This window comes from Leptolyngbya sp. 7M (genome assembly GCF_018128485.1).
The window spans coordinates 710,233-730,443 of the sequence record NZ_CP070897.1; the positions used below are offsets into that span (position 1 = coordinate 710,233).

The 20,211-nt window shown below is 50.0% G+C and carries 17 protein-coding genes; 8 read left to right on the forward strand and 9 right to left on the reverse strand.

All coding sequences use genetic code 11. The features are described from left to right. Nucleotides 1-13: 13 nt before the first annotated feature. Nucleotides 14-538, reverse strand: a complete 525-nt coding sequence (locus tag JVX88_RS03390) for a carboxypeptidase-like regulatory domain-containing protein (protein ID WP_211625756.1) — start codon at nt 536-538, stop codon at nt 14-16. Between the two features lie 60 nt (nt 539-598). On the opposite strand from JVX88_RS03390, the gene JVX88_RS03395 reads away from it, so the two are divergent. Then, nucleotides 599-808, forward strand: a complete 210-nt coding sequence (locus JVX88_RS03395; RefSeq protein WP_211625758.1) for a hypothetical protein — start codon at nt 599-601, stop codon at nt 806-808. A gap of 154 nt (nt 809-962) precedes the next feature. On the opposite strand, the gene JVX88_RS03400 is transcribed toward JVX88_RS03395, so the two are convergent. Together JVX88_RS03400 and JVX88_RS03405 are read right to left on the reverse strand one after the other, a co-directional pair. Further along, a complete protein-coding gene (locus JVX88_RS03400) occupies nt 963-1,475 on the reverse strand; it encodes a tail fiber domain-containing protein (RefSeq protein ID WP_211625760.1) in 513 nt (170 codons plus the stop codon). Continuing rightward, a complete protein-coding gene (locus tag JVX88_RS03405; RefSeq protein ID WP_211625762.1) occupies nt 1,472-3,178 on the reverse strand; it encodes a sensor histidine kinase in 1,707 nt (568 codons plus the stop codon). Before JVX88_RS03405 ends, JVX88_RS03400 begins: the two co-directional genes overlap by 4 nt. A gap of 146 nt (nt 3,179-3,324) precedes the next feature. Between JVX88_RS03405 and JVX88_RS03410 the strand changes: the two genes are divergently transcribed. The 5 genes from JVX88_RS03410 to JVX88_RS03430 all read left to right on the forward strand — a co-directional run bounded on the left by JVX88_RS03410 (nt 3,325) and on the right by JVX88_RS03430 (nt 9,161). After that, complete coding sequence (locus tag JVX88_RS03410; protein WP_211625764.1) at nt 3,325-3,837, forward strand: SixA phosphatase family protein; 513 nt, start codon at nt 3,325-3,327, stop codon at nt 3,835-3,837. A gap of 103 nt (nt 3,838-3,940) precedes the next feature. After that, nucleotides 3,941-4,627 carry a response regulator transcription factor gene (locus tag JVX88_RS03415; RefSeq protein ID WP_211625766.1) on the forward strand — a complete coding sequence of 229 codons (687 nt, stop codon included), beginning with the start codon at nt 3,941-3,943 and terminating at the stop codon, nt 4,625-4,627. After that, on the forward strand, nt 4,624-5,709 hold the full coding sequence (locus tag JVX88_RS03420) for a sensor histidine kinase (protein ID WP_211625768.1): 1,086 nt from the start codon (nt 4,624-4,626) through the stop codon (nt 5,707-5,709). Before JVX88_RS03415 ends, JVX88_RS03420 begins: the two co-directional genes overlap by 4 nt. A gap of 119 nt (nt 5,710-5,828) precedes the next feature. Beyond that, nucleotides 5,829-6,365 (forward strand): CarD family transcriptional regulator, encoded by a 537-nt coding sequence (locus JVX88_RS03425; RefSeq protein ID WP_211625770.1) that lies wholly within the window; start codon nt 5,829-5,831, stop codon nt 6,363-6,365. Between the two features lie 267 nt (nt 6,366-6,632). Then, entirely contained in the window at nt 6,633-9,161 is a 2,529-nt protein-coding gene (locus JVX88_RS03430) for a diguanylate cyclase (RefSeq protein ID WP_211625772.1), read from the forward strand. A 23-nt stretch (nt 9,162-9,184) separates the two neighbouring features. Here JVX88_RS03430 and JVX88_RS03435 read toward each other — a convergent pair whose 3' ends face one another. From JVX88_RS03435 to JVX88_RS03445, 3 genes are all read right to left on the reverse strand, one after another. After that, complete coding sequence (locus tag JVX88_RS03435) at nt 9,185-12,445, reverse strand: outer membrane protein assembly factor (RefSeq protein WP_211625774.1); 3,261 nt, start codon at nt 12,443-12,445, stop codon at nt 9,185-9,187. A gap of 133 nt (nt 12,446-12,578) precedes the next feature. Next, a complete protein-coding gene (locus JVX88_RS03440) occupies nt 12,579-14,576 on the reverse strand; it encodes a translocation/assembly module TamB domain-containing protein (protein WP_211625776.1) in 1,998 nt (665 codons plus the stop codon). 130 nt (nt 14,577-14,706) lie between these two features. After that, on the reverse strand, nt 14,707-15,045 hold the full coding sequence (locus JVX88_RS03445; RefSeq protein WP_211625778.1) for a hypothetical protein: 339 nt from the start codon (nt 15,043-15,045) through the stop codon (nt 14,707-14,709). Nucleotides 15,046-15,285: 240 nt separating this feature from the next. Here JVX88_RS03445 and JVX88_RS03450 point away from each other — a divergent pair, with 240 nt between their 5' ends. After that, complete coding sequence (locus JVX88_RS03450; RefSeq protein WP_263975467.1) at nt 15,286-16,356, forward strand: class I fructose-bisphosphate aldolase; 1,071 nt, start codon at nt 15,286-15,288, stop codon at nt 16,354-16,356. 53 nt (nt 16,357-16,409) lie between these two features. Then, nucleotides 16,410-18,185 carry a hypothetical protein gene (locus JVX88_RS03455; protein WP_211625782.1) on the forward strand — a complete coding sequence of 592 codons (1,776 nt, stop codon included), beginning with the start codon at nt 16,410-16,412 and terminating at the stop codon, nt 18,183-18,185. Here the strand turns inward: JVX88_RS03455 and JVX88_RS03460 are convergent, their stop codons facing one another. Genes JVX88_RS03460 through JVX88_RS03470 form a run of 3 tightly spaced genes read right to left on the reverse strand, consistent with a single transcriptional unit; the run spans nt 18,186 to nt 20,102 of the window. Next, nucleotides 18,186-19,094 (reverse strand): MBL fold metallo-hydrolase, encoded by a 909-nt coding sequence (locus JVX88_RS03460; RefSeq protein ID WP_211625783.1) that lies wholly within the window; start codon nt 19,092-19,094, stop codon nt 18,186-18,188. A gap of 40 nt (nt 19,095-19,134) precedes the next feature. After that, on the reverse strand, nt 19,135-19,827 hold the full coding sequence (locus JVX88_RS03465; RefSeq protein WP_211625785.1) for an MBL fold metallo-hydrolase: 693 nt from the start codon (nt 19,825-19,827) through the stop codon (nt 19,135-19,137). Next, entirely contained in the window at nt 19,824-20,102 is a 279-nt protein-coding gene (locus JVX88_RS03470) for a hypothetical protein (RefSeq protein ID WP_211625787.1), read from the reverse strand. The genes JVX88_RS03465 and JVX88_RS03470 overlap by 4 nt, the downstream gene beginning before the upstream one ends. Between the last annotated feature and the right edge of the window lie 109 nt (nt 20,103-20,211).

The following is a 20,211-nucleotide window of genomic DNA, read 5'->3' on the forward strand; positions in this document are numbered from 1 at the left end:
GGCCCGATAGTTTCTAAGGGGTTGGGTTCTCTGGAATGTTCAATTGCACGTCATGGCCGCTTGCCACGAGCCTCGCGTCCGTGACGTCCTCCATGGCGGTGATCATGACGGGGTTGAAATGGTACTGCCGGTGCGAGGCGGCAAGCACGTAGTGCTCCCCCGCGCGGAGCCCCTCGAAGCGAAAGTAGCCGAATGAATTGGATATTGCCTGGCGGACGGAGCCTTGCATGTCAGTGACCGTCACGGACGCAAGCGAGATCGCAAGTCCGCGATCAGTCAGCACGCGCCCGGAGATGGAGACTGGGGCGGAGGTCGGAGTGAGATCGAACTGCCAGAAACCGCCGCGCGCCTGGTAGGGCGGCTCTGCCGAGCTTCGCCCCGCTATAGGCTGCCCGATCGACCCGGTAACCGAGAACTGCCCGCCCGTGCTCGACCCGCCGCCCGAGGCGAGCAAGTATTGCGTTATTTCAAATGATTGCGAAGCCAAAGGCGTAACGCAGAGCAAAACCAGTAGTTGTAATGTTGTTATGCGTTTCATGATTTTTTTCACGCCGGTCTGCGGCGGCTAACCTATTCGTCAAAGTGCCTTCCGTCCACGATGAAGTATCTCGCTTTGAACGTCGTCGCCTATAGCGATGGCGACGGCTTGAATGAAAGAAACTCGAACGTATCGGCTCGCATGGTCATCACGAAAATGTTCACGACAACCGGCAAGGCCGAAATGCCGATCAGGAGATGTTTGAACTTCATTGGCAACATATCGTTAGTGGCCGCCTATTCGGCATCACCGCCCCTCTCAATCGGGTGAGATAGATAACCACTGGTCTAAGGAGAATTCCCACGTCATCTAAAGACTAAAGACTAGAGACCTTCGGCGATTTCACTACGCCAGGCGGACATCAGTCACCTGCTCCAGCCAGTTGACCAAGAGGAGGCGATCGGGTTGCCGGCCGTTTCCCTTTTCATTTCTCTTTGCATATTTGTTCATCCGGCTTCACCGAGCAAACGAGTTTCATTAGCGCCGCAAGCCGCCGCTGCTGTTCCTCGATCAATTTCCCCTGCCGCTCGATCTGCGCCTGCTGCTCTTTCAACGCGTTGATCAGCACTACGCCGATCCGGTCGTATTTGACGCCTTCCACTTCGCCTTGTCCGTTATGCGTGACAAGAAGCGGCTCCACCGCGGCGACTTCTTCCGCGACGAGACCCAGGTCCGCTTTACTGTCCGCTTTCCAATTGAACGTAACTGGACGTAGGCGATCGATCAAATCCAGACCTGAACTGAACGCATTGACATTGGTTTTGTAGCGGATGCTCGACCCGCAAACTGAGAGCGTTCCGACGCCACCTATATTAGTATGACAAACCGAACCGCCGCCGCCGCCACTTAGAGATGTAGTTATAGTGCCAGCGACGTGAAGGCGTGTCAGCGGCGAGTTCGTCCCGATGCCGACATTGCCGGTTTCAAGCACCGTCATTCGTCCCCCGACAATGCCTGGCGCATCGATCTGAAATGCACCGGCCCCGCCAAATGAGGCGACCGTCCCCTAACCGTTCCACCCGCAGAATTGTTTGCAATCGCGTGCTTGACCGCATTCTCGACCAGGGGCTGAAGGATAAACGAGGGGATGTGCATCCTGCGAAGTTCATCTGCCACCTGGACCTCAACATTCAGTCTTTCGTCGAACCGGGCACGTTCGATGTCTAGATAGTTAGAGACAAGCTGAAGTTCATCGTCAAGCGATGTAAATTGGGTTCCGGAACGCAGCACTGCGCGAAGAAGTTTTGTTAAATGCAGGAGCGTTTCGATAGCCTTCTCTGGCGATGACCGGATTAGATAGCCGATCGTGGTCAAGGCGTTAAAAAGAAAATGAGGGTTTATCTGTGCTCTTAATGCCGAAAGCTGAGCCTCTGTGGCAAGCTTTGCAAATTCCTCTTCGCGGAGTTCCTGCTCACATCGCTCATGAATTACGCGAAGTTCATCGATCCGCCTGGCCGCCAGTATCGATGCTGATTCGATAAGCCTGACCTCATCGGAAAGAAGTCTTCTGCCACCTTCAAAATCACCAAGTGTTACTTTGAAGCGTGGGAACTCTGTCGTGCGTATCATCACATCTGCACTGTCGCGTTCAATGTTCACATCTACGGATTCCGGATCGCCGCCCGCATCACTTGTTTCCTGCCAACAGTGTTTCCCGGCAGTAAATGTTTTTCCCAGCGTTTCACTTAGTACATTCATCACATCCAAAATAGATTCCGCACGATCGATCTCCATTGCGATCTTGCTATGCACAACTTCGTAATCAGGCCGTGAGAGTATCATTCGATCCACCAGCCAAACAGAGAATCTATTGAGCCAGGGAAACGCAAGAGCCGTAGCTATCCAAAGCGAAAGAATAACGCCGACCGCCTGCGGATCTGAGCTTTCGTGTCCGGCATGGAGACCGATCAATGGTGATCCAACGAACGTATAAAGCCCCAAAGCAAGCATAGATAAAAGCAAAAGCGAAAATGCGCGCTTCAAGAAAAGATCTGCAAAGGCAAACCGATAGTTCTGGAGCAAGATAACGATGGCAAGCGGCAACGATGATTGATGAGCAACAAGCTCGACCGGCCAGAAACCCTCGTCGCCCGGACGGCTAAGATGTAGTGCTGAAACAGCAAAAATAAGCAGTGCCGCAAGCCATTGCGATTTTTGTTTGGCAACTCGTTCTCGACCGAATGCGAGCAGAAGTATCGCAAGCAGCACCGATCCGACCGTGAGCAACTGAAGCCCGAATGGCGAAGGGGTCTGCCCGGAACTCAACAACACTGCAAAATGAAACGATGCTGCGCAGCAGCTGAGAATATAGGCGATCGCGGCGATCCAACGAGCTTTTCCTTGGCGTCCGATCGCGGAATGAACAACCACCGACGGTAAGAATCCGAGTGCAGAGTAAGAGGCCGCGACCACTAACATATTTCCTGGCTCATGTCCGATATCTTTTTGAATCGTCAGCAGGAATTCACCCGCGTTCCACGCAAAGCCGAGAATAGCCGTTGCAAACAGCAGCCGCCCAGATTCCGCCGAACGTCCGATCGCAGCATGGCGGATCACCATTACGCCAAGCATTGAGTAAAGCGCGATTCCTACGCCAAACCCAACTATATTCACCAAAGACGCTGTACTTACCGGATCCATCCAAACTTTATATTGTAGTATTGTATAAGCCCCGAACCGTGTGACGCATCCAATTCTAGCAGATTGTCTTGTAGTGGATATCGGCGGTAGAATTCTCTTGCTGAATGGTTGAGATCGACCCAGAGATTTACACTAGGAGGAATGAATTGAAGCAGCTCTTTCTATTGCGTCACGCAAAATCTAGTTGGGAGGACGCAGCCCTTTCTGATTTTGACCGCCCGCTGAATGAGAGAGGTCTAAACACGGCCCCTTTTATGGGAGAACAAATGGCCGCGCGTAGGTTCGCACCAGATCTTATCATCTCTTCGCCTGCTAACCGCGCAGCTCAAACCGCGAAGTTAGTAAAAGAATCGGGCGGCTTCAATGCTGATCTACAATACAGCGACAAGATCTACGAGGCAAACCCATTCACTATCCGAAACGTCGTGTCGGAAGTGACTTCGGCTGTGGACTCGCTTTTGTTAGTCGGACATAATCCGGGACTAGAAGGAACGATCGCCCTTCTTACAGGAGCACAAGAGCGTATGCCAACAGCAGCCCTTGCAGTGATTGAGCTGGATATAAATGATTGGGCAGAAATTAATACCGTTGAAGGGCGCTTGCTTGAAATTATCAGACCGAAAGAGTTGATGAATATGCACCGCACATCAGCAAAATAATTAACACATTTGTAACACTTTGTTAATATCGGAGTAAGTCTCGGGAAATAAACTTGCGAGCATATTGAGTTCGTTCATTAAAAAGTCAGATAGCATCCGAACTATGCTCCAAAGTATTTTAATAATCGAAGATGACGCCGACATCGCGGAAAGCCTGCACTATAACTTCAAGCGCGAAGGCTATCGTTCGACGATAGCTGAATCCGGAGAAAAAGGACTTCGCATCGCTTTGGACGAACGGTCTGCGCCGTCCTTGATCATCTTAGACCTTATGCTCCCCGGAATGAGCGGAATGGAACTCTGCCGCCGGCTTCGACGCGAACCGCTTACTGAAACAATACCCATAATAATGCTAACTGCGCGAGCCGGCGAATCTGACAAGATCGCAGGGCTCGATTCAGGTGCCGACGATTACATTGTCAAACCGTTCTCGGTAAAAGAGGTCGTTGCACGTGTCCGGGCCGTGCTCCGCCGCGCCGAGAAAGAAGGTGCTCCGCGTTACGAGGATCCGCATCTATCTGTAGATTTTGATGATATGCGGGTAATGTGCGATGGTGAGGACGTCAAGCTTACTCGGAAAGAGTTCGCCTTACTTACCCATTTGATCAAGAACACGGGACGGGTTGCCACACGGCAGCAACTTCTGGACAACGTTTGGGGATACAGCTATTTTGGCGACACGCGCACACTTGATGTACATATCCGCCGCCTGCGTCAGAAGATGGGAGAGTGCGGCAATTGTATAGAAACGGTCGTCGGCGTAGGCTATCGGTTCATTGGAACTAAATGACCCCAGAGAAGAATTCTATAAACCATCGCCCCATCAACTTGGCCGACCGAGCCGGCAGTATTCTTACAAATCTATTGGAGGCAACGCATGATGCCGTTATCGTTACGGATAGCGCCTTGCGCGTTGTCATTGCCAATAAAGCTGCCCATACTGCTTTTGCGCGTAATAACGGTTCGCTCGTAGGCCGTCGGCTGAGCGAGACGGTCCGCGATGTTTCGCTTCACGATGCTTTCCAAAGGGCAGTTCTAGGTTCAGGGCCAACCGATCTACGCCTCGAGATAGCTTATTTCGAGAAGCGGACATACGAGGTCCACGTTGCTCCCTTCTTGAATGAGAACGAAAGATTGGCCGTCGGCTTTTTTTATGACCGAACGCAGGTCGAACGCTTGGAGCGGGTGAGGCAGGAATTCCTTTCCAATATCTCTCATGAGCTTCGCACACCTCTTACCTCGATAATGGCTTTTGTTGAAACGCTTGAAGATGGAGCGATCGACGACAGTCAAAATAATCGCCGCTTTCTGAGTGTAATCCGTCGAAATGCCGAGCGGATGCACTGTCTTATTTCCGACATTTCGGAGCTTTCAATGATCGAATCCGGAAACGTTTCGATAGAAAAGGGGCAGGTTCGAGCTTCGCACATCGTTGACGAAATATTCACCAATCTATCCGCTAAGGCTGACGAGCGAGCGATCGAGTTGGCCAACGAGATACCTTCTGATGAACGCGTTTTTGCAGACCCGACGCGTCTGGAGCAAATGCTAACAAACCTGATCGATAATGCGATAAAGTTCAATGTAGTTGGCGGGGCCGTCCGTGTTTCGTTCACTCGCCATTCTCGGAGCACAACCATATCAGTCGCCGATACCGGGGAAGGTATCCTTCCTGATCAGCTTGGAAGGATATTTGAACGTTTTTATCGGGTCGATCGCGGGAGGACACGCGATATCGGAGGCACCGGATTAGGTCTGGCAATAGTCAAACATCTTGCAATTCTCCACGGAGGAGAGATATCTGTCACCTCTGAGCTTGGATCCGGAACGACCTTTAGTATTGAACTGCCGGATCAACCCTCAGCTTCTTGACCATAAAAAAATCTTCAACCGCCTGCAGAATGTGTTATCATAATAAAATATTGAGAACATCAATAATGTGAGTGCGGCTGTTTTGCCGTCTCATCCGAAATGGGGGCATTCAGGTATCTATGCATCTCGCTATCGGACAAAAGGTCGCTTATCCAAGCCAGGGCATTTGCATGGTTGAGGATATCGAAAATAAAAAGATCGGAGCCGATTCGATCAGTTTTTATTCGCTAAGGGTTCTAAGTGACAATTCTACCATCCTGGTTCCCACTGATAATGCAGAGACCGTAGGTATCCGACCGATCATCAGCTCAATTCAGTGCAAAAAACTCATCAGCCATCTATCTGCTGATTTTGAAAAGATTTCGTGCGATTGGAAGACGCGATCGAAACAGTTCGCTGAACAACTCCGCTCCGGAGATGTTTTTGAAGCAGCCGATGTCTTGAAAAAACTAAGTTTTCTCAGTCTTGAGAAGAAGCTTTCCTTTAGAGAACAAACGTTGATGGACAAGTCAAAATTCCTGATCATTTCGGAGATCACGAATGCCAATGCCGCTGATGAGGCGATGCTAAGCGAAGAGATCGATCGTCTCATATCGGAAGCCTGCAAAAAACACGCCCGCACCCAGCCACGGGTAATGTCTGCCTCCGTTCATTAGTCCGCCCCGGAGAACGTTCAATTTGAATCGTTTTGTCAAACTGAACGTTCATTTTGAATAACTTTCGTTTATTTCTATTCTTCTTTCTCGATTTATCGCCATAAATCATCGTAATAAATTGGCATACATTTTGTATTCGTGCATTGGTTGATCGCCGCTTCGGCTGATCCGACTATCAGTAATGTGTATGGGTCTGAAAAGATCCGGTTTGTTTTGATGGCCTATAGATGAAGTAGCTAGTTCTCCCACCGTTCGGACTAGAAAATCATGGAAGTACGGGAAAGTCCGCTAAAAAGCAAAACCGGCTTGGCTGGGACACTTCTCAGCGCAACCTCGCTTTTGTGTGTATTGCTCGGGATCACACTTGCCCTTGACTTTGCTCTCACCGCGTATATTACTCTGCTATTCTCGGCAATCGTCGCTTCGATCGCCAGCGGCTATCGTTTCAAGATCCCCAAAACTGCGGTTTACCTGGAGCCGGCCCACATTGCCGTTCTGATCGCATTGGTTTGGTTGGGCTCCGCGGGCGGTATCCTTACCGCCGCTGCGTCAGCATTTCACAAAGCTTTGCCCCGAACGAGCATCAAGGACTATCTTGCCAATATCTCTCAGCCCATCATATCCGCGACACTCGGAGCATTGGTCTTCGTTCTGTCAAATTGGGCCATAGCCTTATATGGATACTTGCAGACGGATAGATCGTGGCCGATGACGCTAGATCTCTTGAGTTCTATCACTCTGGCAGCATTCGTGTACTTTGCATCAAATGAATTGTTCGCCAGATCCGAGTCTAGAATTATCAGCTCACCTAAAAAGAAACCCCATTCAGAACGCTGGACGGCATTCTTCGCCTCAGTGTTGGTTCACCTGGCCGGTGCGATCTTTATCATAGGCCTTACTCAACATTTCGGCCTCGAGCTTGGATTTCTCCTGGTGCCGATGGTCTTGTTCGCTCACATTGCCTACAAGATGCACACGCGTGCACTTGAGCTAAAGACCCGGGAATTATCAGACGCAAGTCGGTTGCATCTTGCAACCGTTGAAGCACTTGCTACAGCAATTGACGCGAGAGATCAGGTCGGAATGGGACACGTTCGACGAACGCAGCTTTATGCGGTCGGGCTCGGCCGGGCCTTCGGTCTAGACGAATCCGATCTTAATGCTCTTATGATGGGAGCTCTCCTACACGATATCGGGAAACTTGCAGTACCTGACCACATTCTGAATAAGCCCGGCAGATTGACACCTGCTGAGTTCGAAAAGACAAAGATACACGCCATAGTTGGGGCCTCGATCCTTGAAAGCATTAAATTCCCGTATCCGGTTGCCGAGACGGTGAAATTCCACCATGAACACTGGGACGGATCAGGATACCCATACGGACTTGCCGGTGATAATATTCCGCTGACGGCACGCATCCTTATGGTTGCGGATGTTTACGATACGCTTCGGGGAGCCCGTCCATTCCGAAAGGGCATGCCGATCCATGAGGTTATAGAACTATTAAAAAGCGAATCCGGAAAGAAATTGGATCCCGATGTTGTGAACACTATGCTTTCCAACGCGCAACGATTTGAGGCTGAGGTCTCTGCGATGGGCCTGGATTATGAAAATAGCAATGATTCTGGCTCTTTCTCCGTCGCGCCCACACACCTGGAGGCGAGCCGTAACTTTGTTCAACAGATAAAACGAGCGAATCGCGAAGTATTCACGCTTTATTCGCTTGCAAAAGAGTTTGGCGGTGCTTCGGACCTTGATGAGGCTCTCCAGTTGCTCTCAAAAGAGTTTGGGGAGTTGGCTCCATATGATACTTGTGCCGTCTATCTTATGGAGCAAGACGGAGAAACGGCGGTCGTACGACATGTATCTGGCATCCTGAACGAAGAACTGTTCGGGAACAGGATCTCTCCGGGAGAAGGCGCCACAGGTTACGTACTAAAGACCGGTCAGACCGTCCAGAACGTAGATCCGGCTCTTGACTTTGCGTTTTTTAACTCACAAGTGGCACAGAATTTTATTGCAATGGCATCTGTGCCTTTGGTTTCGGACGAAGGTCTGGTTGGTGCAATCTCCATATATTCTCAAACGCTCTCATGCTATTCCGACGAACATATCCGGCTATTGGAGACTATATCGAGGATCGCAGCAGAATCGATCGTACGATGCCAGCAGCTTGAACTGGCCGAAGCCAATGCCCATACGGAGCCGTTAACAGGACTACCTAATTCGCGCGGCCTGCAGAATCAATTTGAGAAAGAGGTCAAACGTGCAGACCGAGCTGATGCAGGTTTCACCATGCTCGTACTCGATCTGGATGGCTTTAAATCGATCAACGATACATTCGGTCACAAACTTGGTGACATCGTGCTTAGAGAGATCGCAAATGTGATCAGCGGTCAGCTTCGGGAATACGACTTCCTCGCTCGCTACGGCGGGGACGAATTCGTTGCGTTACTTCCCGGAGCAAGCTCGCTGGACATTCTTGAACTTTCGAGACGCATCGAAAGGGCCGTCGCGGACTTTCAGCTCTCAGTAGGCGGCGGCAAGACAGCTAAGATCGGAGTAAGCATCGGTGCAGCAACTTTTCCAACACAAGGTGAAACATTCGAGCAGCTGATCGAGATTGCGGATCGTGCAATGTACATTACAAAAGCGATCCATAGACAAGAAAGGGCCGCTGATACTGACCGTCATGTCCAATCAATAAGACCTAACACCCCTAGATTCTTGAAACACCAGAAAACAAATATAAATACTGGTGAGTATCAGGTGCTCGACCTAGAATCAATGAACTAGGTCTGGATCTTCTTGATGCTAGATCAGAATGCTTGTGAAAACCGAAAATGGATATGGCCGCGACGCGGCTGAAAAATAGCATTACTTGAATCCGGCTGTGGTATAAGGAATCTCGGCGGATTCAGCAGATAACCGTAATCTACACCCAATTCGCCCCCAACCGGCGTTTTTACACGAAGACCAAATCCGATGGTGTGTGACCATATGGCTCGAATATTCCGTCGAAAAACATCGCTCTCGGGGACGCTCGACGTTTTGAACATATCACCAGGCGTGCGAAAGACGTTGCCGCCATCATAGAAGGGTACTGCCCGTATCGAACGGGTTAGCGGCACACGAGCTTCAAGATTCACGACAGCGATGGCGTTCCCTCCAAACGGCACCGTGAACGGCGAGAGAAATACAGGTTCGCCATTCCTATCGCGAAATTGGCCCTGCGGTACGATAACCACACGCGGCCCCGCCGATTCAAATTCGAATCCGCGTAGTGTGTTTGAGCCGCCGGCAAAAAAGCGCTCACTGATCGGCAAGATCCGTTCAAGTCCGGGAAACTCATCCGGCGGGAAACCGGAGGAGCGTGAGAAAACGCTGGCAACACCAATGAAGGCATTTGCCGCGAACACCGCATCCCTTAATGCGGGGAAAGACGGAAAACGCCGATAAAAACGATATGATGCCTGGAACTTGTTAAAGCCCACGTTTGCTCCTAAAGCGGGAAGCGAAACGTTGTATTCAGCGGTAAAATAGTCTCCGTCCGTGGGATCGCTGGCGTTGTAACGGCAGGGTTCTTCTGCCTCGCCGCGTGCAATTATGTCTAGGATTGTATATCGGATCGAGCAGTTTTTTCGGGTATCACGAACGAACGTCGCGCCGAATCCCGAGATGCGAACCTTCGAATCGGGCCTCAGCAGATCCTTGATCAAAAGGCTTTCGATGTTATAAAGACGCACATCTTCGAATCGGTATCTGACGAACAGTATGCTGCGGTCGCGTGTGCTTATGGTTCGGTTGGTCTCAGCAGAAAGCGTCAGGCGATTAAGCGTAGGCCGGCCGGTATTCACTCCGAATTCGTCTATCGGATTCCCATCTTCATCAACTCTCTGTACAATGCCGAATGTTCCGCGATCAAAGGCCGATCGAAAAAAGCGTGTGATCGTTGCATCCCGCTGATACTGGGCCGTAAATGTAAGCGGAGCATATCTTTTCTGGCCATCTCTGATGAATCGCGGATTGATAAAATCGATCTGAGCGATCTGCTGCCGCTCACTCCATCGTATACGAGCTCCGCCTTGCCAAAGATTTCCAAGTAAATTGAAATGGCGGACATCAACTGATCCGCTGAGGCCAAGGTCGGTCGAATAACCGAATCCAAACTGAATAAGTCTTGGTTTTTGTTCCGATACGTCAACTATTACATCCGCATTTACATTTCCATCCGACCTTTCCTGCCTTGAAGTTGGCAATATTGAAACGCGTTCAAATGCATCACTTGAATATAGGTTCTGTTCGCTCGTATAAACGTCGGTAGCCTTCAGGAGTTCACCTGGCTTTATCGTCAAGGCTTTCAGAATCGCTGAATCCTTTGTTCGTACATTACCGGTTACTAGAATTCGGTCAGCAAAAATCGGCTTGCCTTCATTCTGAATGTTGTAAACGATGCGAAATTGTGGCTCCGAGGTTGCAGCATCGGGTTCGATCTCGTCGATAGAAAAGGTAACCGATGCGTCGAAATAACCTCTGGACGAATAAAACTCCGAAAGCTTACGCTGTCCGTTGCGGATCTTTGCGATAGAGAAATTCTTGTCAACCAGGTCTGGCAGTACAGCTAAAAGTTCTTCGTCACTAAAGGCCGAATTGCCCGAGATCTGGACCGAATCGATCTTTGTCGGAAGCCCTTCTTCTACAATGAAGGACACGATCAGACTTTCACCATCGATCGATGTACCGAGGTTTGTCCGTACTGTCGCATCGCGGTAGCCGAGTTCACGGAGCAGCGAACGGATGGTAGCGGCATCCTCCTCAAGTATCCGATTGCTCGTATAACCGCGTCCATAGCCGAACAATGGGATGATGCCAAGGATGTTCGCCCTTTGCGATTCAAGGACGCTTGAGATCTCTTCAATGGTAAAAAGATCCGTACCCTGAAGGCGAATATCGACCAGCTTCAGCCGTCGGTTAAGGTCAACCTGATACTCTACGCTAACCTTTCGGCCGGTCAGAGATTCAGACCCCAGAGATGAGCAGATGAACGGTGTGCCATTTGCCAGTGGAGTGCCATCAAAATCCTGAATGGGAGGATCGACGGAGCATACAACAGTAACATCCGCGAAAAAATAACCCTGTTCTTGGTAGAAATTCTCAAGACGGCGCTCACCTTCAATGATCGCCGCATATTCAAGCGTGCCATCCCGCTTGATCGGAAGGAGGCGACGTTGGGTCGATCTGCCCGGGCGACTTTGCTCTGAGACGACTTCTACGTCGATCGACGCTCCGGCCTCGCCGGTCAGGGAGATCGTGATCGCATTCGATTCGCTGTCGTAAACTATACGCGGCTCGTTCAATCGTGGTGCAAGAAAGCCCTGATCTGCCAAAGCTGTTCGGACACGCTCGATGTCTGCGCTGAGCTGTTCACGAGTGAAATCCGCACCGGGCTTCGATCTTAACCTTTCTAGGATCGCCTTTGTATCGGCTCCCGAAATGTCGATACCGAAAGCTTCGACCTTGGCTTGGGTTCCGGGAGTTACAAGGAACGTTACATTCTCATCTAGTGTCGGATCGACTTTCTCTCTGGTGATCAAGGCCTCTGCACGAAAATATCCTCGATCTCGAAGATATTCAACGATCGAATCGGCACTGTTCCTAAGTGTGGCGTCCGACACGGTAGCGCCGGGTTGTACAAGTGTTGTACGCAGCAACAGCTCCTGTTCCGTTATCTCTGTAAATGTGGTCGGCTGAAATCGAATAGATACGCGACGCACCTGCCCGATCGGACGAAGTACAAAACGAATACTTACAGTAGCATCTCCACGCGGTTCGGCAAACACCTCGACCTTCGCAATCCTGCCGGTATCATGAAGCTCCTGTATCGCCGACCTTATCCGAACCGAAGAATAAAATTGCCCCAATGTTTCCCGGAGTTTTGTTCGGATCGATTCCGGTGGTTCAGACCCGTCTGTGTCGTAGGCCAATGTCAGCGAAACTATCTCGCGTCCTTCCAGATCCGCTGTCTGTGCGCTTAGTTCTGATGTTATGGCGAGGAGCAAGAACAAAACGACCACCCGCACGGACCAACTCGAGCGAAAGAGAGCTCTTGGCCTGTTTATTTTTGGTCGGGGGGGTGCCGCCGGAATTATGCTATTTCTCTCCTCCAAATATTCTGCCACTATGATCAAGCCTTCGAACGGCCAAAGTTGTCGATCAGAATCGACGCCTGAATCGAACCTCAAAACTAAAATTGTCGCGATTTCGCGTAACGTTACTCAAAGAGCGCTGCTCGTACTGTGCGACCACTGATAGCCGATTAGAAACCCGATACTCCAGAGCCAGAACTTGGTTCTGGTCCTGTGAAAGATTTGTCGCATATGTGACCCGCAGATTGTTATTGATCTGGCGGCCGACCGTCAACCGTGCGGTCGGATTTACCCGATCGCCAGATATTATCGGATCGATCTCAAAAACATTAAGTCCGAAAAGACGGTCGGTCGCGCGGCGTGCGGGATTGTTGATTATCGAATCTGTAATAACCTCTGCTGCGGTATTTATACCTGTCGAGGCGATCGTTGATATACCGCGCTCGGTGTTTGATAAACTGCCTGTTGTTATCAAAGACACAACGTCGGCTTGTGGCAGAGCGGGGCTAGAGCGAACGGTAACATTCAAAAGCTCCGTGTCTGTAAGCGGCCCGGAAATATTCACGAATATCTGATAGCCAGCGATGTCTGCTTCAGCAATGAGGCTCAAGATCGGTTCAAGCTGTGTATTCGGCGGGAATTCGAGTACTCCTCGCTGAACTTGGTAGCGGTCTTTTCGGAAGAAAACGGTCCCTTCATTAGCAACGATCCTTCCAGAAAGGATCGGATTTGACGACGTGCCTGTGAGCCTTAGCGAAACTGAGGCGGTGAGGTCAGCGATATTGTTGCGAACGACTAACGCATCGCGCCCTTCGATCGACAGATTAAAGCGGGTCGGCAGCACGGAACCGCCGCCGGTCAATGCACCTTCTCGGCGACCACCGACTATGCTGGCAAGGTCTATATCGCTCGTGTATAGACTTCGTCGCGCAAGGATGGATCCCGAGATAAGTGTTGTCAGCGAGGTTCCGATCCTATTCCCCGTGATCTCGAGCCGGGCGTCGCCGGTAGTAATGAACTTGTCGGGAAGCGGCACCGTGACATTCGTCCCATTGATGCCGACTCGATACGAATTTATTTGCAGATCATTACCAAAAAGCACGCCTCCATTAGCGACAAACTTTCCGCCGCCAAGATATCCTTCTGCGGATGCTATCTGTGCCTGATCCGAGGCGAAAAGTATTCGAGACTTTACCCTATCGAATGAGAGGCGTTCTGACCCTATAAATGCAGCGATAGAGGCATTCTCGGTGGTCGCGGTTCCTGATAGTCTTGCGGTACGGTTCGGGCCCTGAAGCCTGACAGCCAAGTCAGCAAACCCACCGAAGAAGGTGTCCGTGCTGGCGATCGGTGGCAAAACATTCAAGAGAGCTAGATTAACCCTTCCATCTAGAGCAAGATCATTGATCCCGTTATCGTTGAATGCTTTAGTACCCGATATCCTAAGGTTTGTCCCGCCGCCCGCGAGCTTCGCATTCTCAAAAACGACCTCATACGGCGTGAACCGAACCATAACAGGTTCAGTAGCGCTCAAAGGCGTGTCCTGGATCTGCAGCGATAGTTGACTAAGGCTAATTGTCCCGGAAAGCCCTGACGCAGTTAACTCTCGCTGACCATCAGGAAGAGTGCGTGAAAGATCTCCGCCAAACTGAACTCGGCCAGTTGCTGTGCCGCCGATGGAAATGCCGCGAAGTTGCGGGATCAGAGCAAGAAACGGACGCAACGGGCTATTATCGAGATCGTGTTCAAGTTGAAATGGCAAGTTTTGGTCAGCAAAGTTCAATGTTGCTGTAACACGCTGCGGACGGCCTTCAAATGTCGCGGTCGCTTCAGCTCTTAGTAAACGATCGATGGTCCTTCCGCTGAATTGCACCTCGCCAAAGGAATTTTCATTTATTACAAGCTCGGTGGCGGCACCGCTAAACGAAACGTCGTAGGAATTTGGGTCATCGTATTTCCCGGCTACATTGGCTTCAATCTTTACCGCACCTTCTACCGATGGCAAATACGAACTCGGCGGCAGTAAAGCGGCTAAAAGCTTTGTGGGTATCTTTTCACCATCCAAACTAAGGTTGAATTCGGTAGATCCGCGTTCATAAAAGCCGCGTGCGGTCAGTCGTCCGTCACCAACCGTAAAACGGGCTTCCTGAATATCGATGCGAGTTCCACTAAAAAGAGCTTGCGCTTTGAAGGTATCAAAAGCCTCTCCCGCGATCGTGCCATTTGCCGCCGTTTGTGCCCTTGGTGAAGTTCACATCGTGTCGGGCAAAATCTTCACGGCCCTTTTCAGTAAATACCTTGATCCGGACATAGTGTCGAAGTGCAAGTTCATTGGTTGAACTGTCATCAACACGGACCTCCCAGAAAATTGCCTCTGCATCAGCACCCGGCTCCACGATAGGGGTTGATGCCTGGAGATCAGCAGGAGCGACAGGACGCCATCCTTTATCCTGGGCAGACACATTGACCGCTGAAAACACAAACAATGTCGCAACAAATAGCGACCAAAACGCGAGCAAAGATCGTTTCCTCATTCTTACCTCAGATTGGTGTCTATATACGGGTGCCGACTTTGCGGGAAATCCGGGAAAGCGGCTGATGAATTGAAAAAAAGTAACCTTTTAAACAATTTGCTAGAGTTTATAGAAAATCATCTGGCCTGGTCAAGAATTTTCGATCTGATGTCTGATTATTACAGGCCTATGTGTTATAATCCCGACTTTCAACACAACCCGATATTTTTACCATTTCTTACAGGAGAGAACTTTAAATTCGTGGAAATCAATAAGTTACAGGAACTATTGGGAGATGAGGCGGAATCGCTGCTTGGTCATGTCTCCAATACTATCCCGAAGGAGCAATTACACCTTCCGGGAAGCGATTTCGTTGATCGCGTGATCTCCCAATCTGACCGAACTCCGTCGGTGATGCGTGCGATGCAAACCATGTTCGACCACGGCCGACTTGCCGGAACAGGTTATCTTTCAATTCTTCCGGTCGATCAGGGCATAGAACATTCAGCGGGAGCCAGCTTTGCTCCGAACCCGCAGTACTTTGACCCTGAGAATATAGTTAAACTTGCGATCGAAGGCGGATGCAACGCCGTCGCCTCTACCTTTGGTGTGCTCGGTTCAGTAGCGAGAAAATTCGCACACAAGATCCCCTTCATCGTAAAAATAAACCACAATGAATTGCTGACCTATCCGAACGCCTTTGACCAAGTTATGTTTGGCACGATCGAACAGGCACGAGATATGGGAGCCGTCGCCGTGGGTGCAACCATCTATTATGGTTCCGAGAACGCCACCCGCCAGATCACCGAGGTCGCTGAAGCATTTGCGTATGCTCACGAACTGGGAATGGCGACCATATTATGGTGCTATTTGCGAAATTCGAAATTCAAAACGGCAGAAGGCGATATGCATACCGCAGCGGACCTGACGGGCCAAGCCAATCATCTAGGCGTTACCATTCAGGCAGACATAATTAAACAAAAGCTTCCTGAACGAAATGGCGGCTACAATATCCTCAACACGGAAAGCAGCTACGGGAAGACGAATCCAAAGGTCTATTCTGACCTTACAAGTGACAATCCCATCGACCTTGTTCGTTATCAAGTGGCGAATTGTTTCATGGGCCGGGCGGGGCTGATTAATTCCGGCGGTGAGTCAAAGGGCTCTGGCGACCTTGCGGATGCCGTCCGCACGGCGGTCGTCAACAAACGTGGTGGCGGGACCGGATTGATCTCCGGCCGCAAAGCATTCCAGCGTCCGATGAATGAAGGCGTCGAACTTCTGAATGCTATACAGGATGTTTATCTATCGCGTGAAATAACTGTCGCTTAACCTTACTGCATGGGAGCCGTTCTGGCTCCCTTTCTTCTCTTTTGACTTCATCTATGCAGTTCCGCTCTGCTTGGACATTCGCCCTCATTACTGCGGCGGTGGTCGTTGCGCTGGCTTTCATTCCTCAGCTGAGCCTTTGGAGATCGGTCGGAGAAAATTGGACAGGCTCATACGCCGCGGCCAATTACGATGAGGTCGCCTATTCTGCCTACGTTAACGGCTTGATACACGGAAAGCCGAGACGCTATGATCCCTACAAAGGTCGAGAGACTGAGCACGAATCGATCTTTTCTGTACAGTTCATACCTGCATACACGATTGCGGTTACTGCCAGAATGTTCGGCATTTCTGCTTCCACGGCGTTCATTGTCCTTCATGTCATCTTCGCGTTCTTTTCCTCGATAGCTATTTTCTGGTTTCTTTGGCGTGTGACCGAGGATAAATATGCTGCCGCCAGCGGCACGCTGGTCGTGTTATGCCTAGGAACAGCGATAACGTTGGAGGGAGCATTTCGTGAGTTGATCGGCGGCGATCTTGTGATCGAATATTTTCCATTCTTGCGGAGATACCAGCCCGGTTTTGCTTTTCCGATCTTTTTCGTTATGTGCGGGGCGATCTGGAATATGTTCCGACGGAACAATAGCGAAAGCGGAGCTTGGGCCGTCGCCGCAGGCGTCTTTTTTGCCATCCTTGTCTATTCGTATTTCTATCTATGGACGGCGGCAATAGTTTGGATTGCAGTAGTGGTGCTACTGGTATGGGTCACCGAAAAAGGGCTTCGGCTAGGGTTGCTTCGGTCTGCCTTAGTTATAACATCGATCGGCGTATCAGCACTTGCACCATATTTTTATTTGCTCAATCTGAGGTCCCGCAACGCTGATGAAGTTCAGCTTCTGACAATGACGCGTGAACCAGACGTATCTTCGCCTACCGTCATTATTGCCTTAATAACGCTTCTTTTCGCTGCGATCCTTCATTTCTTGCGACGAATTGATGGCAAGTCATTACAAGCTATCTTTGCGTACGCATTCGTCTCCATCCCGGTGATAGTGCTGAATCAGCAGATCATAACGGGACGTTCGCTGCAGCCTGTCCATTATGAGATCTTCATTGCTAATTACTGTCTTCTGGCCGGAATAGTGATACTTGCTTGGCTCGCTCTTCGCGGACTCAGCAACGGGTTGCGGATCTCACAGATCACGTTCGTTGTGGTAGGTATGATAGCGGCAATCTGGGGTGTATTTGAAGCAGCCAAAGGTGTTGAACGAAATAAGGGAATGGTTGCGGTTCGCGAGGCGGTTTACCCCACGGCGGAATACATCAGATCACGGTCTTTAGATTCCCACGCCGTGCCTGTCATTCACACTGCCAATCCGATAATTGCCAGTTTTCTGCCAACAGTGGTCCCGTCGCGGATACTTTGGACGCCGCATTTGGTCGCGGGCGGTTCGGTTAGTGAGACGGAAGCAAAGATGCAGTTCTACCGCTTCTTGTATTTTTCCGGCTTCAAAGATAAGCACTTGGAATCGGCACTCCGAACACGGTGGTTCGAAATGGTGGCGGCCGTGTTCGGCGGGGGCCGCGCATTACCGCAGTTGGGAGGAACCAATCACCCTATTACTGATGAGGAAATTGTCGAGGAAGCCAGGCTTTATGCACAGTTTGCCGCGGAAATGAACGCTGCCACTGCTTACGATCCGATGTTAAATTATTTTATCGTTCCGGACGATGACAAACCGGATCTAACGAATCTGGACCGTTGGTACACCCGCGATGAAGGAACGGTGATTGGCCTATTCCGCGTTTACGTTTTAGCTCCTAAACATTGATCATTTGCCTGCATAGCTGCGATATATTGTCTCTATCCAGGCATCTGTACGAATAAAACCGGATCCTGCTTCTTTAAATTTCTCCGGAAAACCTTCGGCTTTCAACTGATCCAGATTCTTACCCGCCGCAATTCCTCGTCGGACGATAAGTGATGTATCGATGATCATTTGATGGTATTCTTTCAGATCTTCGATCGTCGCCAGAGGCCCATGGCCGGGAATTATCTTCGCATCCGCAGGGATCATCAAAATAAGGTCACCAATATTTTTGATCAAACCCTCAACCGTGCCGCCGCTTTCAAGATCCACAAAGGGGAATCTGCCGACAAAAAAGTCATCGCCAAGATGGAAAACATTCGATGAGGTAAAATAAAGCACTGTATCGCCATCCGTATGGCCGTTGGGCATATGAATAGCCTTGATCCTTTCGCCGTTAAAATAGACATTCATTCCGGCGCCGTAAGTAAAGATCGGTAATGCGACGTTTGGCGAAGGTGTCCTTGCCTGACCACGAAACATCGTCATCTCCTGCATACGCTTTCTTACGTTCTCATGGGCAATGATTATCGAATCACTTCCAAAGACCTCATTTCCACCGGTATGGTCACCGTGCCAATGCGTGTTAATAATGAACCTCGGCTTCGAGCTGCCAAGTTTTTCCATTTCGGCTTTTATACGGTCCGCAACATTGGCAAATTGAGTATCGATCATCAGGATACCGTCGGAGCCGACTGAAAGACCGATATTTCCACCGTTGCCGAACAGGACATAAACATTTCCGGCGACCTTTTCCGTCCTGAAATTCTGCCGCTCCTCGCGATGTGGATAGCCTTTTATCAAGGTTGCATGACCAAATGCATATGGGGTCAATAGCGACAGCGAAATCAATATCGTAGCAAGGGTTTTCATTACATTTCTCCGTGTTCTGGCTGATGAAAGGCAAATGACTTTATACGAAACGTCCTCGGACGGGTCTATATAGGCCGTTCAAGAATGGGTTCGTGGTCCGTTCATGGCCAACAGTAGTTTCCGGTCCGTGGCCTGAATATACAGTAAAGTCGTCGCCAAGCGAAATAATGTTACTCATTATGGAATCGATCAACTGCTCGTGATCGCCGCCGGGAAGGTCGGACCTTCCGACCGATCCTTGGAACAGGCAATCGCCAACAAATACTTTCTTGTGGTTTGATTCTATTAAGACAATATGTCCCGGAGTATGTCCCGGACAGTGGCGCACTTCAAACTCCATTTCACCTATCTGAAAATGCTCGCCGTGCTGCCAGTTTCGTGTAGGCTTAGGCGGGTCTTCATAGTCAAAGCCCAATACCGCCAATTGATGTTGAGGAATGCCCATAAGCAAGGGTTGTTGGGGTAATCCATAATACAGATCCTCATCACCTTTATGGATGATCACTTCTGCACTGGGAAACGCACACTTCAGAGGAAAAGTACCGCCAACATGATCCAAATGACCATGCGTAAGGGCGATCATCTTCAGGTTCAGACCATTTGCTTTGACGTAATCAATGATCTCAGGACTTTCCGCTCCGGGGTCTATGCACATTGCTTCTCCGGTAGTCGGACAAGCGACGATACGCGTATTCTGCTGAAATGCCGAAAGTACGAATTTTTCGATCTTCATTTAGATACTAGATTATCAATATGAGGGGCGAGCGAAAACTTCCCTTTACGCCGATCTTTCAAAACAAACTCGATGGCCCTACGATAAGTTTCAGTATCGGGCCGCCCGCTGAAACACGGCATCTCTATCTCTTCCAGGCTTAGGTATATCACAAGTGTGTTAAGCAGCATCCAGAGCAATGTTTCCTCATCACTACCCATCGGATTATGCTTCAGGATCGATTCCCGGTCTTCACGCAATCCAGAGCAGATTCGGGCAAATTCAGATTCACTCATAGTAATCATCTAGATAATTACACCACAATCCGAAATTGATGCACAGTGAATCGATTCGGTACGAAAGTTCTTATGGAATTTTACAGAACGTATTGAATTGGAACATACC

Bases quoted from the DNA above. Each gene is read 5' to 3' on its own strand.
- JVX88_RS03390 (WP_211625756.1), bottom strand. From the start codon at position 538: ATGAAACGCATAACAACATTACAACTACTGGTTTTGCTCTGCGTTACG.
- JVX88_RS03465 (WP_211625785.1), bottom strand. From the start codon at position 19,827: ATGAAGATCGAAAAATTCGTACTTTCGGCATTTCAGCAGAATACGCGT.
- JVX88_RS03470 (WP_211625787.1), bottom strand. From the start codon at position 20,102: ATGAGTGAATCTGAATTTGCCCGAATCTGCTCTGGATTGCGTGAAGAC.
- JVX88_RS03415 (WP_211625766.1), top strand. From the start codon at position 3,941: ATGCTCCAAAGTATTTTAATAATCGAAGATGACGCCGACATCGCGGAA.
- JVX88_RS03395 (WP_211625758.1), top strand. From the start codon at position 599: ATGAAGTATCTCGCTTTGAACGTCGTCGCCTATAGCGATGGCGACGGC.
- JVX88_RS03460 (WP_211625783.1), bottom strand. From the start codon at position 19,094: ATGAAAACCCTTGCTACGATATTGATTTCGCTGTCGCTATTGACCCCA.
- JVX88_RS03420 (WP_211625768.1), top strand. From the start codon at position 4,624: ATGACCCCAGAGAAGAATTCTATAAACCATCGCCCCATCAACTTGGCC.
- JVX88_RS03445 (WP_211625778.1), bottom strand. From the start codon at position 15,045: ATGAGGAAACGATCTTTGCTCGCGTTTTGGTCGCTATTTGTTGCGACA.
- JVX88_RS03400 (WP_211625760.1), bottom strand. From the start codon at position 1,475: ATGACGGTGCTTGAAACCGGCAATGTCGGCATCGGGACGAACTCGCCG.
- JVX88_RS03455 (WP_211625782.1), top strand. From the start codon at position 16,410: ATGCAGTTCCGCTCTGCTTGGACATTCGCCCTCATTACTGCGGCGGTG.
- JVX88_RS03425 (WP_211625770.1), top strand. From the start codon at position 5,829: ATGCATCTCGCTATCGGACAAAAGGTCGCTTATCCAAGCCAGGGCATT.
- JVX88_RS03430 (WP_211625772.1), top strand. From the start codon at position 6,633: ATGGAAGTACGGGAAAGTCCGCTAAAAAGCAAAACCGGCTTGGCTGGG.
- JVX88_RS03405 (WP_211625762.1), bottom strand. From the start codon at position 3,178: ATGGATCCGGTAAGTACAGCGTCTTTGGTGAATATAGTTGGGTTTGGC.